Annotated in this window: 11 protein-coding genes; 5 read left to right on the forward strand and 6 right to left on the reverse strand. The window is 64.0% G+C overall.

Features of this window, described 5'->3' with window-relative positions:
- The 4 genes from LOZ74_RS16355 to hisS all read right to left on the reverse strand — a co-directional run bounded on the left by LOZ74_RS16355 (nucleotide 1) and on the right by hisS (nucleotide 4,124).
- Entirely contained in the window at nucleotides 1-645 is a 645-nt protein-coding gene (locus tag LOZ74_RS16355; RefSeq protein ID WP_230292067.1) for a DUF4167 domain-containing protein, read from the reverse strand.
- 298 nt (nucleotides 646-943) lie between these two features.
- The gene (gene prmC / locus LOZ74_RS16360; RefSeq protein ID WP_370638848.1) at nucleotides 944-1,795 is read right to left on the reverse strand and encodes a peptide chain release factor N(5)-glutamine methyltransferase; all 852 of its coding nucleotides are present in this window, start codon (nucleotides 1,793-1,795) and stop codon (nucleotides 944-946) included.
- A 9-nt stretch (nucleotides 1,796-1,804) separates the two neighbouring features.
- A complete protein-coding gene (prfA, locus tag LOZ74_RS16365; RefSeq protein WP_230292068.1) occupies nucleotides 1,805-2,872 on the reverse strand; it encodes a peptide chain release factor 1 in 1,068 nt (355 codons plus the stop codon).
- A 7-nt stretch (nucleotides 2,873-2,879) separates the two neighbouring features.
- Nucleotides 2,880-4,124: a histidine--tRNA ligase gene (gene hisS, locus LOZ74_RS16370; RefSeq protein ID WP_230292069.1), complete on the reverse strand. Its 1,245-nt coding sequence runs from the start codon at nucleotides 4,122-4,124 to the stop codon at nucleotides 2,880-2,882.
- A gap of 133 nt (nucleotides 4,125-4,257) precedes the next feature.
- Between hisS and LOZ74_RS16375 the strand changes: the two genes are divergently transcribed.
- A complete protein-coding gene (locus LOZ74_RS16375; RefSeq protein ID WP_230292070.1) occupies nucleotides 4,258-6,240 on the forward strand; it encodes a M61 family metallopeptidase in 1,983 nt (660 codons plus the stop codon).
- 173 nt (nucleotides 6,241-6,413) lie between these two features.
- Nucleotides 6,414-6,953, forward strand: a complete 540-nt coding sequence (gene ppa, locus LOZ74_RS16380; RefSeq protein ID WP_230279842.1) for an inorganic diphosphatase — start codon at nucleotides 6,414-6,416, stop codon at nucleotides 6,951-6,953.
- Between the two features lie 81 nt (nucleotides 6,954-7,034).
- Here the strand turns inward: ppa and LOZ74_RS16385 are convergent, their stop codons facing one another.
- Nucleotides 7,035-8,420 carry a mechanosensitive ion channel family protein gene (locus LOZ74_RS16385; protein WP_230292071.1) on the reverse strand — a complete coding sequence of 462 codons (1,386 nt, stop codon included), beginning with the start codon at nucleotides 8,418-8,420 and terminating at the stop codon, nucleotides 7,035-7,037.
- 18 nt (nucleotides 8,421-8,438) lie between these two features.
- Entirely contained in the window at nucleotides 8,439-9,782 is a 1,344-nt protein-coding gene (locus LOZ74_RS16390; RefSeq protein ID WP_230292072.1) for a TldD/PmbA family protein, read from the reverse strand.
- A 313-nt stretch (nucleotides 9,783-10,095) separates the two neighbouring features.
- Here LOZ74_RS16390 and lptB point away from each other — a divergent pair, with 313 nt between their 5' ends.
- The 3 genes from lptB to ctrA all read left to right on the forward strand — a co-directional run bounded on the left by lptB (nucleotide 10,096) and on the right by ctrA (nucleotide 13,262).
- Nucleotides 10,096-10,824: an LPS export ABC transporter ATP-binding protein gene (lptB, locus tag LOZ74_RS16395; protein WP_230279839.1), complete on the forward strand. Its 729-nt coding sequence runs from the start codon at nucleotides 10,096-10,098 to the stop codon at nucleotides 10,822-10,824.
- Between the two features lie 39 nt (nucleotides 10,825-10,863).
- The gene (gene rpoN, locus LOZ74_RS16400; RefSeq protein WP_230292073.1) at nucleotides 10,864-12,330 is read left to right on the forward strand and encodes an RNA polymerase factor sigma-54; all 1,467 of its coding nucleotides are present in this window, start codon (nucleotides 10,864-10,866) and stop codon (nucleotides 12,328-12,330) included.
- A 236-nt stretch (nucleotides 12,331-12,566) separates the two neighbouring features.
- Nucleotides 12,567-13,262 (forward strand): response regulator transcription factor CtrA, encoded by a 696-nt coding sequence (ctrA, locus tag LOZ74_RS16405; RefSeq protein WP_230279837.1) that lies wholly within the window; start codon nucleotides 12,567-12,569, stop codon nucleotides 13,260-13,262.
- The last annotated feature ends 15 nt before the right edge of the window (nucleotides 13,263-13,277 follow it).

Here is a 13,277-nt window from a genome sequence, read left to right on the forward strand (position 1 = left end):
TCAGCCGTTTACGGCCTGCTGCATGTCGCTATCGTCGCCGCCGGCCGCTTCGGATTCGGCCACTTTGGGCTTGCGCGGACGGCGCGTGCGCTTGGGCTTTTCGGCCGGCGCATCGTCGCTGCCCGTATCGCCGATCGCAGGCGGCAGAGCCTGGGGATCGAGACCACCCGAATTCTTCACCGAATCCTCGGGTTCGTCATTGTCGGCGGCCTGTTCGTCATCGCGCTGGCGGCGCGAACGGCGCTGGCGATTGTCGCGCACGAAAGGGTTGTCGTCCGACGATTCGCGGCGCGAACGCGGTTCGCGGTCGCTGTCGTTGCCGCGATTGTCGTACTCGTCCTCGTTCGTATCGTCGTCCGAATCGCGATCGCCGCGCGCATCTTCGCGCTTCTGGCGCTGCTCGTCCTGACGGGCCTTGCCGTCGGCGATGACGCGGAAATAATGGTCGGCGAACTGCAAGTAATATTCGGCCTGGACACGATCACCGTTGCGCGACGCTTCCTCGGCAAGCTTTTTATACTTGTCGAGCAGCTGCGGCGCATTGCCACGTGCCCGGCTGTCGATCCGGTTTAGATGCTGTCCGCCACCCTGCGACCGGTTGTTATTACGGCCACGGCGGCGGTTATTGCCACGATTGCTGTTCAATTGAGTTCTTTCCTCTGTCCGGCGCGCTGCGGAATTTGCCGCTCGCGTCGCTAACTCAGCCGGAAAACCCGACACCAAATGCGTCGAGTAAGCCCCCTCTTTCAGCGGCATAACGCTCTTCAAAGCGTCAGACCGCCCCCTCTGTCATGCCGAAACCGCATAAAAGCGGCCGCGGGCTCACAGATAAAGAGGAGTGAAAAGCGATGAGAAAATCGACCTCCGATCGCTCGTCACAGGTAGGACTATCGACAAATCAGGTCAGTGCCAAGTGTTTTTACCCGCTATGCCCCGAAACGTGTCAGATCGCGGACCACATCGCGACGGCGCGTGGTCGATGGGCCAGATCCTTGTGCGCGCGGGCGCGCAATCCCGCCGATTGCGCCAGTTCGATGACCGCTTCGGCCTGCCGCGACCCGATCTCGAAAAGCGCTACGCCGCCCTTTGCCAACAGCGTCGGCATCGCGGGGACCAGCAAGCGATAATCGTCCAGCCCGTCATCGCCCGCGAACAGGGCCTGATGCGGATCGCTGGCGGCGACATCGGCGGCAAGATCGGGATCGGCGGTCGCGATATAGGGCGGGTTCGCAAGGATCAGGTCGAACCGGCCCAATGCGTCCGCCCATCCTGTCTGCGTCCAGTCCCCGGCCATGATTTCGGCGCGGCTGTGCATTTGCAGCGCCGCCATATTGGCGCGCGCGACTTCGATCGCGGCAAGGCTGCGTTCTATCCCGCTGCCGCGGGCCTCGGGCCAAACCGACAAGGCCGCCAGCAGCAGTGCGCCCGACCCCGTTCCGCAGTCGAGCACGCGTTGCGGTGCGGCGTTTGCCCGCGCTTCCTGCGCCAGCTCGATCAGCAATTCGGTGTCGGAGCGCGGAACCAGCACATCGGGCGTGACCCGCAGCGGCAGGCCATAGAACTCGGTCCCGCCGGTCACATGGGCAAGCGGTTCGCCGCCCGCACGGCGCGTGACCAGCGCGTCGAACGAATCCGGCGCGGCTTCGGCCATATGGCGCAGCAACAGATCGGACCGCGAACAGCCCAGCGCATGCGCCATCAGCCATTCGGCCTCCAGCCGCGCGGCATCGGTCACGGGGGCAAGCCGCGCCGCGCCGTCGCGCAACGCAGCGGCGACATCAGCCATGCGCATCATGCATGCGCCTTATCCATTCTGGGCAGCGAGGCGCTTGGCCTGATCCTCGGCGATCAGCGCATCGACCAGTTCGCCAAGGCCGGGGCCTTCCAGCACTTCGGGCAGCTTGTGCAAAGTGAGCCCGATGCGATGGTCGGTCACGCGCCCTTGCGGGAAATTATAGGTGCGGATGCGTTCGGAACGGTCGCCGCTGCCGACCATGGCCTTGCGCGCCTCGGCCTCCTCGCCATGGGCTTCGTCGCGCATTTTCTCGTACAAGCGCGCGCGCAGCACCTGCATCGCCTTGGCGCGGTTCTTGTGCTGGCTGCGCTCGTCCTGCTGCGTCACCACGATGCCGCTGGGCAAATGGGTGATACGCACCGCCGAATCGGTGGTGTTGACGTGCTGCCCGCCCGCGCCGCTGGCCCTGTAGATATCGATCTTCAGGTCGCCGGGGTCGATCTGCACATCGACCTCGTCCGGTTCGGGCAGAACGGCCACGGTGGCGGCGCTGGTGTGGATGCGCCCGCCGCTTTCGGTGACAGGCACACGCTGCACGCGGTGCACGCCGCTTTCGAATTTCAGCCTGGCAAACACACCCTGCCCGCTGACATTGGCGACCACTTCCTTGAAGCCGCCGATGTCGCTGGCATTGGCGCTGATCGTCTCGACCTTCCAGCCCTGTTCCGATGCATAGCGTTCATACATGCGGAACAGGTCGGCTGCGAACAGCGCCGCTTCGTCGCCGCCGGTGCCCGCACGGATTTCCAGCATGGCGGGGCGGCTGTCGGCGGAATCGCGCGGCAGCAGGGCAACCGCCAGCTTCGCCTCGGCATCGGGCAATTCGCGCTCGATCCGGTCGATATCGTCGGCGGCCATCGCCTTCATCTCGGGGTCCGACAGCATGTCGCGCAGTTCGGCCAGTTCGGCCCGCATCGCGGCAACGCCCGCCGCCTCGCGAGCGACGGGTTCCAGCTCCGCATAATCGCGGCTGGCGGCAACGAATTCGTCACCCTCCAGAGTGCCCGACGCCAGCCGCGCCTCAAGCTCGGCAAAGCGCTGCGCGATCTGGGACAGGCGGGTGTCGGAAACGTTCATGCGTCGATCAGTTCGCCAGAGCCTGCTCGATCCGCGCGGTCACGCCATCATCGGCGCGAATGCGGCGGGCGACCTCGCCATCGCGCACCGCAAAGGCGACAATAGCACCGGCCCCGATCTTGACTGCCTTGTCGAACCGCTTGCGGGGGCTGCCGCTCGCCATCATTTCGGCGGAGATGCCGGCTTGGCGCAACCTGCCGATGGCGGCAATGGCATCGCCGATGACGGCATCGTCTTCGGCCACGACGATGGCATCGGCAACTGCATCGTCGCCGCGATCACCCACCAGCATCGCCAGACGCTCGATCCCTGCGGCCCAGCCGACCGCAGGCGTCGGAGGGCCGCCCAGCGCTTCCATCAGCCCGTCATAGCGCCCGCCGCCCAGCACGGTGCCTTGCGCGCCCAGCCGGTCGGTCACGAATTCGAACGCGGTGTGGCGATAATAATCGAGCCCGCGCACCAGCGATGGCACGCGAGTCCATGCGACGCCCGCCGCGTCCAGCCCGCCGGTCACCGCGCCGAAGAAATCCTGCGCCTCACCCGACAGATAATCGTCGATCAGCGGTGCGTCGGCGACGAAGGCCTTGTCGCGCGGGTCCTTGGAATCGAGGATGCGCAGCGGATTGCGCTGCAGGCGGTCCTGCGAATCCTCGGACAATTCGGCGCGATGCGCCTCGAAATACTCGACCAGCGCGGCGCGCCATGCGTCGCGGCTGTCGGCATCGCCCAGTGTGTTCAGCTGCAGCGTCACCCCGTCCGCGATGCCCAGCTCCTTCAGCAACTGGTCGGCAAAGGCGAGCAGTTCGACATCGGCCTGCGGTTCGGCCGCGCCGATGATCTCGGCATCGATCTGGTGGAACTGGCGATAGCGCCCCTTTTGCGGGCGTTCATAGCGGAACAGCGGGCCGTGGGTCGCCAGCTTCACCGGCGCATATTGCTTCCACCCGTTGGTCAGATAGGCGCGCGCGATCCCTGCGGTGAATTCGGGCCGTAACGTCAGCGATTCGCCGCCGCGATCCTCGAAACTGTACATTTCCTTGGACACGACATCGGTCGTTTCGCCCAGAGAGCGCGAGAAGACGGGCGTTTTCTCGAACACCGGCATCTCGACGCGGCGAAAACGATAGAGCCTGCGCAAACGCTCGAACGTCTCGACGACAAAGGCGAAGCTTTCGGCTTCCTCGAAAATATCCTGTGTGCCGCGAATGGCCTGCGGGGTCTTGGTACCAGAGGGTGGCGTATCGGTGCTCATAGGCCAGCGCCCTTAGCGCCAAGGCGGCAAGGTGAAAAGACATCGTGCATCCCGCGGCCCGCTTGGGCCAAATGACGTAGGCGCCTGCGATGAAGGTTGCATTTGATACGATGAGCCGCCAATTCATCCGGCCATGATCACCATCACGCTACGCGCGCGCGCCGCTCTGCTCGCATCCGCTCTCGTCCTTCCGCTCTCGATCACGCCCGCCCATGCGCAGGCGGTCCGCTCTGCGCCCACGGCCCTGCCCGTCGCGGCCAGCGTGCCCGATGCGGTCGACACGCCCTATGGCGGGACGATCCAGATCGACATCGACGCGACCGATCTGGCGCATCGCGTGTTTCGCACGAAACAGGTGATCCCCGTCGCCGCGGGCACCAAGACGCTGACGCTGCTCTATCCCGAATGGCTGCCCGGCCATCACGGCCCCGACGGCACGATCGACGCGCTGAACGGCATCCGCTTCCTCGTCGATGGCAGGCCCGTCGCGTGGAGCCGCGATAATGTCGAAGTCTATGCCTTCCACGTCTTCCTGCCCGATGGCGCGAAGGAAGTCACCGCAGAGCTGGTCTATACCTCGCCCGTCACCGGCAGTGAGGGGCGCGTGGTGATGACCGACGATCTGATGAACCTGCAGTTCAACCAGATGACGCTGTATCCCGCGGGCCATTATGTCCGCCAGATCAGGGTGAAGCCCCGCGTGACCATGCCTGCGGGCTGGGCCACCGCCACCGCGCTCGACGGGCAGACGCAAAAGGGCGATGTCGTCAGCTTTGCCGAAACCGATTACCAGACTTTGGTCGACAGCCCGATCTTTGCGGGCAAGTATCACAAGAGCTGGGAAATCGCGGACAAGGTCACGATCGAGGCGTTCGCCCACGATCCCGGCGATCTGGTCATGCCCGAGGGTGAGCTGGACGCGATGAAGGCGATGATGACCGAATCGGACCTGCTGTTCGGATCGCGCCCGTTCGACCATTACGAATTCCTGATCGCCCTGTCCGACGATCTGGGCGGCATCGGGCTGGAACATCACCGTTCCACCGAAATCACGCTGGACCCGGGCACATTCAAAAGCTGGGAAGGCGGCCAAAGCGCGGAAGGCGGAAAGTATCCCGACAAATACGGCTTTTCCGTCGATGTCATCCCGCACGAGCTGGTGCATAGCTGGAACGGCAAGTTCCGCCGCCCCGCGCTGACCTGGACGCCCGATTACCGGCAGCCGATGCGCAACGATCTGCTGTGGGTCTATGAAGGCATGACCCAATATTGGGATCTGCCGCTGGCCGCGCGTTCGGGCCTCAACACCAAAGAGCTGACGCTGGGCGAGATTGCCGATGCGGCGGGCAGCTATGCCGAGGCCGATCCGGGCCGAGCATGGCGCGCGCTGATCGACACCGCCTATGATCCGATCACGGCCAACCGCAAATCCAAGCCCTTCTCCTCCTTCTCTCGCGGAGAGGAATATTATAACGAAGGCGCGCTGATCTGGCTGGAAGCGGATATGATGATCCGCACCAAGACCAAGGGCGCGAAATCGCTGGAGGATTTCGCCAAGATCTTTTTCGCCGCGCAGAACGGCGATTATGGCGAAAAGACATACAGCTTCGACGATCTCGTCGCCGATCTGAACAGCGTCTATGCCTATGACTGGGCCAAATTCCTGCGCGACCGCGTCTATACGCCGGGCGCGCCCGCTCCGGTAAAGGGCATCGAACTGGGCGGGTACGAGCTGGTGTTCAAGGACGAACCCAATCCCTTCCGCGCGGGCATCCAGACCGAATACGACTATCTGAACCTGTATTACTCGCTGGGCATGTCGGTAAATGGCGACGGCAAGGTGCGCGGCGTGTTGTGGGACGGGATCGCCTTTAAGAACGATATCGTCGCAGGCCAGACCATTCAGGCGGTCAATGGCAAGGCCTATTCCGCCGATGCGATGCAGGCCGCGATCACCAAGGCCAAGGACGGTTCGCCGATCGAGCTGCTGGTCAAGCGGGGCGAGGATTATCGCACCGTGTCGATCGACTATACCGGCGGACTGCGCTGGCCCTGGCTGGTAAAGAAGGGCGAGGGTGAAACCCTGCTGGACGAATTCCTCTCGCCCCGGCGTTAATTCGCAGCTGCGGCATTTCGGTGAGGCGATGGCCAAGCGGGGTTAACCCCCTTGGCTGCGACGCCCTGCGGCGCTAGAGCGCGCGGGCAATCCTGCAACGGCGGGTCCGGTATGGCGCATCGCAGCGTATCGGCCCCGACCAGACGATCAGAACAGCGAAGGCAAGAAAACCCATGCGCATCGACATGATCCCCACCGGCGACAATCCGCCCAACAGCCTCAATGTCGTGATCGAGGTTCCGACCGGTGGCGAGCCTGTGAAGTACGAGTTCGACAAGGAATCGGGCGCCCTGTTCGTGGACCGCATTCTGCATACGCCGATGCGCTATCCCGCCAATTACGGCTTTGTCCCGCACACATTGTCGCCCGATGGCGATCCGCTCGACGCGCTGGTCGTTGCGCGCAGCCCGTTCATTCCCGGCTGCGTCGTCCGCGCCCGCCCCATCGCCGTCCTGAATCTTGAGGATGAGCATGGCGGCGACGAAAAGCTGGTCTGCGTGCCGGTCGATTCGACCTTCCCCTATTACACCAAGGTGGAAGAGCTCGACGATCTGCCCGAGATCGTTCTGAAGCAGATCGAGCACTTCTTCACGCACTACAAGGACCTTGAAAGCGAGAAATGGGTGCGCATCGGCACCTGGGGCGGCGCAGAAGAAGCCCGCCGCGTGATCAAAGAAGCGATCGAACGCGCCAACGACGCGAAATCGGCCTGATCCTTCCGGACCGTAATTAATGAAAGGGCCGCCTGTTCGTTCGGGCGGCCCTTTTGCTTTGTCCGGTCGATGGGGCGGCGCCTATTCGATCGGGCGGCCCGAATCGAGCAAGTCCCCGCCGGTCGCGGCCCGCTCGCGCTCGACCAGCTCGGCGATGTGGCTTTCGGGGCGCAGATCCTCTTGCGAAATGCTGCGCTGGCGCGGTTCTTTGGCCGCTGGCTTCGCATCGTCCTGCGTAGACGGGCCGACCGTGGTGACGGGCGCGCTGCGCGGGTCCATGCGCAGGCGATAGATCGGTTCGGGAAGCGCAAAACCCGCATCTTCCAGCGCGATTTTGCCCGCGCGTATGCCAAGGCTGCGGCCCTTGTAGAAATCGGTCTGTTCCTGATCCAGCCAGCCAAGGAAGCGGATCACGATATTCGAATCGCCCACTTCCATGATGCGGGCGGTGGGTTCGGGATCGTTCAATACGAAATCCAGCGCGGCCAGTGCCCTGATCCCCGTTTCCATCGCATCCACCGGATCGTCGTCGGCATCGATGCCCAGATCGAAATCGAACCGCCGTTGCGGATTGCGCGTGTAATTCAGGATCACCGCCTTGAACACGGTGGAATTGGGGATGCGCAGATGATTGCCGTCCAGCGTCATCAGGATCGTCGCACGGCTGGTCAAGCGCACCACACGCCCCTCGTCATCGCCGATCACCACATGATCGTTGGCGCGAAACGGCTGGCGCAGCGACAGCATGACGGACGAGATGTAATTGTCGATCGTATCGCGCACCGCGAAACCGATGGCGATGCCGATCACGCCGCCGATGCCCAGCAAGGCGCCCAGCAGGGCCGTCGCGCCCAATATTTTCAGCGCCAGATAGATGCCGAACAACACGCCCACGAATTGCACCGCGCTGGCCAGCAATTCGGCCACGAACAGATTGGGCGACAGCCGCGCCCACAGCGATTTGCGCCGCGCCAGCCAGCGGGTGAAGGCAATGACCAGTCCCGCCACTACCAGCGCGACACCGAACAGGGGAAGCGCCCGCAAAACGCCGCGCGACTGGGAGACGATATTCTCGATCGCAGGGGCGACATTGGAGGATACGGCGACATCGCGCTCGATCTGGTTGTCGACCGTCACCACTCCCGCCACGCGGCCCGCGATGGCACCTGCCTGTTCCACCTGTTCGGGGCTGGCGACCGTGCCGGTCAGCGTGACGACGCCTTGCTGGACCGTAACCTCGATATGCGAAAGCGCCGCAATCGCCGCGAAAATGCCGCGAATGCGCTCGGCGATCCGCTCGTCCTCATTCGCGTCGCGCTCGGCCTCGATCGCGCCGGTGGCTGCCGGTTCCACGGTTTCGGCAGGCGCATCGTCGCCGCCCCCCGTCAGGATCGCCGCCGCACCTGCGGGCAATGATGGCAGGATCAACAGCAGCGCAGCGAGGAATCCGTAACTGCGCCGCATCATCTCAATCCCCCGCTATCGTCATGATCCCGCGACCGTCATGCCATCGATCCGCAGGCTGGGCACGTTGATCGCCTGCACAAAGTCCAGATCGTCGGCGGCCCGCATATTCGCGAACATATCCTTCATGTTACCGGCAATGGTAATTCCCGCAACCGGGCCCGCAATCTCGCCGTTCACGATGCGAAAGCCCGATGCGCCGCGGCTGTAATCGCCGGTGACGACATTGACGCCCATGCCGATTACCTCGGTCACCAAGACGCCGTCGGCAATATCGGCGATCATGTCAGCCACGCTTTCCTGTCCGGCCAGCAGGGTGATGTTGGAGGCCGATACGCCCGGCGATCCCCCACCGCCGCGCGCCGCATGGCCCGTCGGCTGGCGTCCCAGCTTGCGCGCCGATGCCGAATCGAGCAGCCAGCCCGTCAGCACCCCGCCGTCGACAAGGCGGCTGGCCGCGACGGGCAGACCCTCGCCATCGAACGGGTGCGAGCGCATGGCGCGCGGGCGCAGCGGGTCGTCGGTAATGGTGATGCCTGCCGGGAACACGGGCTTGCCTTCGCAATCGGCAAGAAAGCTGGCGCCGCGCGCGATTTCCGACCCCGAAATGGCATGGACCAGATGGCCCATCAGCGAACGGCCGACGCGCCGGTCGAACACCACGGGCATGGGCCCGCTTTTCATCGTGCCCGGCCCCAGCCGTTCAACCGCGCGTTCGCCTGCCATACGGCCGATTTCGGCCGGAGAGAGCAGGTCTTCGGCATGATGCGCCATGCGCCACGCCATGCCCCGTTCCATCCCGCTGCCCTCGCCCGCGACAACCGCGCCCGACCGGACATGGCTGGCCTGTTCATAGGCACCGGCAAAACCGTGGCTGGTGGCAAGTCCGACGATCCCGCGACCGTATGACGCGCTGGCCCCCTCGCTATTGGTCACGCCTTCGACCGCGCGGGCGGCATCCTCGATCTCCATTGCGATCGCGCGCAATTCTTCGGGCGCGGGGGCAGCGGAGACCAGATCGAGGTCGACGGGCGCATCGCGCATCAGCAGTTCTTCGGGCGCAAGTCCCGCATAGGGATCCTCGGGCGCGCCTTTGGCCATGACCACGGCGCGTTCGGCCAGCTCGTCCAGCGAAGCGGGATCGAGGGCGCTGGTCCCGACCGTAGCGCTCCGCTTGCCCACGAATACGCGCAGACCCAGATGCTCGGCCTCCGACCGGTCGACGCTTTCCAGCGCGCCAAGCCGGATTTCCACCGATTGCGACCCCTTGCCCAGATAGACCGCATCGCCCGCGTCCGCGCCCATGGCCTGCGCCCTGGCCACCAGCTGCGCGCAGAAATCCTTGGCCTGATCCGTCGTCAACATTGCAAATTCCCCGTCATCGTCCCGCCGGATAGGGTGCGCGGGGCAAGAGGGCAAGCCGGGCCGATTGGCTGGCATAGGGCGGGCGCAAGGCGGCGATACGGGTCAAACCGGATGCAAATACCCTGCCAATTCATCCACTATCGGCAGGATCGGGGCTTCAATCGTATCGGCAAGATGGTATTGAGGGGGCCGTATAGCGCGCCCATATGGGCCGCACCGGCATTTTCGCCGCACTGGCGGCAGGAGCATAGTCATCGATACGCAGACCACGCTCGACCCCTCGGTCGATCCGGCCGAAACCGCCGCCCCGCCCGTGCCTCAGGGCGGGCTGGAAGTGGTGTCGATCGCCAAAAGCTATGACAAGCGCACGGTGCTGTCCGACATCTCGCTGACCGTGGCCAAGGGCGAGGTGCTGGGCCTGCTTGGTCCCAATGGCGCGGGCAAGACGACATGCTTCTATTCGGTGATGGGTCTGGTGAAGCCCGATTCGGGCCGCATCCTGCTGGACGGAGAGGACATCACCAACCTGCCGATGTATCGCCGCGCCATTCTGGGCCTTGGCTATCTGCCGCAGGAAACATCGATCTTTCGCGGCATGACGGTGGAACAGAACATTTCCTGCGTGCTGGAACTGTCCGAACCCGACGCGGCCAGCCGCTCGCGCGAGCTGGAGCGGCTGCTTGACGAATTCGGGCTGACGCGGCTGCGCGAAAGCCCTGCCATGGCGCTGTCGGGCGGCGAACGCCGCCGGTGCGAAATTGCCCGCGCCCTTGCCGCCAAGCCGTCGATCATGCTGCTGGACGAGCCGTTTGCGGGTATCGATCCGCTGTCGATCAGCGATATCCGCGATCTGGTGATCGATCTGAAAAACCGCGGTATCGGTGTGCTGATCACCGATCACAACGTCCGCGAAACGCTGGAAATCGTCGACCGCGCGGCGATCATCTATGGCGGGCAAGTGCTGTTCGCGGGCAGTCCGGAGGATCTGGTCGCCAATGACGATGTGCGCAGGCTCTATCTGGGCGAAGGCTTTACGCTTTGACGTGAACGGGCCGCACCGAATGACGATCCATACCGCCCCATGACTTTGGCACCCCGCCTCGATCTGCGGCAGTCGCAATCGCTGGTGATGACGCCGCAGCTGAAACAGGCGATCGGCCTGTTGCAGCTTTCCAATCTGGAACTGGAAGCGGTGCTGATGGACGCCGCCGCCGCCAATCCGTTGCTGCGCGTTTCGGGGCAGGAGGGTGAGAAAGAGGTCAAGCCCAAGGCCGAGGAACCGGCGGAGGCAGGCTCCACAGGCGGCGATACGGCGCTGGATATCGCGCCCGAAATGCTGGACCGCGACCGCGATACGGGCGATTTCGCCGGGATAGGCGCAGCGTCGGGCGGCGGTTCGTTCGACGGCGACTTCGGAAGCGATTTCGCCGGCGACAGCGGCCCCACATTGGGCGAACATCTGCAGGACCAGCTGTGCATGGCGCATGGCTCGCCAGTTCAGATCTTTGTCGCGCGGCAGATTATCGGGCGGCTGGACGAGGCTGGCTATCTCACCGTGCCTCTGGAAGAACTGGCCCGCGACCTTGGCGTCTCGCCCACGGATGCCGAAGCGGCGCTGCGACTGGTGCAGTCACTGGAGCCGACTGGCGTGGGCGCGCGCGATCTGGCCGAATGCATCGCGTTGCAACTGGCGGAGCGCGACCGGCTCGACCCGTGCATGCGGCTGCTGCTTGCCAATCTCGACCTGCTGGCGCGCGGCAATCTGGCGCAGCTGAAGCGCATGTGCCGCGCCGATGACGAGGATATTGCCGAGATGATCGCCGATATCCGCAGTTGCGACCCGCGACCTGGCCATGTGTTCGGCGTCGAGGCCGCGCCGCCGGTAGTGCCCGATGTGCTGGTCAGGGGCGACGGGGCGGTCGGCTGGCTCGTTTCGCTCAACCGCGAGAATCTGCCGCGACTGGTGATCGACCGCGCCTATCACGCGCGGGTCAGCCCTTCTTGCCGTGACAAGGCAGCCTCCAGCTGGCTGGGCGAGCAACTGGCCGATGCCAATCGCCTTGTCCGCGCGCTGGACCAGCGGCAACGCACGATCCTGACTGTCGCGCGCGAGATCGTGAAGCGGCAGGAGGGATTCTTTCGTCGCGGCGTTTCCGCCCTCGTCCCGCTGACCCGGCGCGAGATTGCCGAGGCGACCGATCTGCACGAATCGACCGTCAGCCGCGTGACCGCGAACAAATTCCTGCATTGCCCGCGCGGCTGTTTCGAATTGCGCTTCTTCTTCGCATCGGGGGTCAGCGCATCGGCAGCAGGCGGCGACGGCGGCGATCAGGGTGCCGCATCGGCAGAGGCAGTGAAGGCAGCGATCAAGGCGCTGATCGATGCAGAGCCTGCCAATGCAATCCTGTCCGACGATGCGCTGGTTACAGAGTTGAAGAAACAGGGTTACGAAATTGCCCGCCGCACGGTTGCCAAATACCGCGAGGCGGCGGGGCTCGGATCGTCGGTACAGAGGCGGCGGCAAAAGGCGCTGGCCCGCGCGGGCTGAATGCAGGCGTATCGCTTCCGATCGTTGCCATCATTGATTCGGAAAATGCCCGCCGCGATTCGAAACAGCGATTCCGCACGGGAAACTGTTGCAATCATGACTCAAAATTTTCCGTTAAGCTCTTTTAAGCTTTATTAACCTTTCTGGGTCACCTTTCGTATGGTTAATTGAAGATCGCGTTTACGGTTGGCGTCCGACAGGGTGGACCGGCCGACCACGAAGGGGGCTAAATCCATATGCGTATCCTGCTGATCGAAGACGAGCCGACGACGGCAAAGGCTATCGAACTGATGCTCACGACCGAGGGTTTCAACGTCTATCAGACGGACCTTGGTGAAGAGGGGCTCGATCTGGGCAAGCTGTATGACTACGACATCATCCTGCTCGACCTGAACCTGCCCGACATGCACGGTTACGACGTGCTGAAAAAGCTGCGCGTCGCCAAGGTGCAGACGCCGGTTCTGATCCTGTCGGGCATTGCCGAGATGGATTCCAAGGTGCGCAGCTTTGGCTTTGGCGCCGACGATTACGTGACCAAGCCGTTCCACCGCGAAGAGCTGGTCGCCCGTATCCACGCTGTCGTGCGCCGTTCCAAGGGCCACTCGCAATCGGTGATCCGCACCGGCAAGCTTTCGGTCAATCTCGATACCAAGACGGTGGAAGTCGACAGCGCCCGCGTGCATCTGACCGGCAAGGAATATGCGATGCTGGAACTGCTCTCGCTGCGCAAGGGCACGACGCTGACCAAGGAAATGTTCCTCAACCACCTCTATAACGGGATGGACGAGCCCGAGTTGAAGATCATCGACGTCTTCATCTGCAAGCTGCGCAAAAAGCTGTCGACCGCGTGCAACGGCGACAATTACATCGAGACGGTCTGGGGCCGCGGCTATGTGCTGCGCGATCCGGGCGCCGAGGCCCAGGCCGCCTGAGGCACCCGCCTGACG

It is taken from the genome of Croceicoccus sp. Ery5, assembly GCF_020985325.1.
Lineage (GTDB): Bacteria > Pseudomonadota > Alphaproteobacteria > Sphingomonadales > Sphingomonadaceae > Croceicoccus.